Source organism: Halorubrum sp. SP3, from assembly GCF_005435195.1.
Lineage (GTDB): Archaea > Halobacteriota > Halobacteria > Halobacteriales > Haloferacaceae > Halorubrum > Halorubrum sodomense.
On the sequence record NZ_SGTU01000372.1, the window covers coordinates 1 to 457 of the forward strand.

Below are 457 nucleotides of genomic sequence, written 5' to 3' on the forward strand. Positions count from 1 at the left end.
AAATCGTCGCGACGGAGCGCCGGCGCGGTCGCAACGCACTCTCCGCTCCCACCGAAGGGCTTACGAGTATGAATACGATATGAATATGTATGGAAAACGACGCGCGAAGAAAAATCGGTGAACGAGGTCAGGTGACGATTCCGAAGGAGCTTCGAGAGCGGTTCGGCATTGAGGGCGGTGACGAGGTCGTGATTCACGAAGAAGGGGGAAAGCTCGTCATCGAGCGATCGGTCACCCGAGAGCAGATCGCGGAGGGGTACCGCCGGCGAGCCCACCGAGACGGCGACCTCACGGAAGAGCTGGAGGGCGTTTCGGCCGAGGCGAACGACCACCTCGGCGACGCCCCGGAGTGGTAATGGTCGTCTCCGTCCGCCGAGGCGACGTGGTCATCGTCGAACTCGACCCGACACGGGGGTCCGAACAGCGGGGAACCCGGCCGTGTCTCGTCGTTCAGAAC

Annotated in this window: 2 protein-coding genes; both read left to right on the forward strand. The window is 62.8% G+C overall.

Annotated elements, in window-relative coordinates; all coding sequences use genetic code 11:
* The first annotated feature begins 89 nt into the window (after positions 1 to 89).
* Positions 90 to 356 carry an AbrB/MazE/SpoVT family DNA-binding domain-containing protein gene (locus EXE42_RS16900; RefSeq protein ID WP_137707053.1) on the forward strand — a complete coding sequence of 89 codons (267 nt, stop codon included), beginning with the start codon at positions 90 to 92 and terminating at the stop codon, positions 354 to 356.
* A partial coding sequence (locus EXE42_RS16905) for a type II toxin-antitoxin system PemK/MazF family toxin (RefSeq protein ID WP_137707054.1) occupies positions 356 to 457 on the forward strand: 102 nt, incomplete at its 3' end. The genes EXE42_RS16900 and EXE42_RS16905, both read left to right, overlap by 1 nt.

Bases quoted from the DNA above. Each gene is read 5' to 3' on its own strand.
- EXE42_RS16900 (WP_137707053.1), top strand. From the start codon at position 90: ATGGAAAACGACGCGCGAAGAAAAATCGGTGAACGAGGTCAGGTGACG.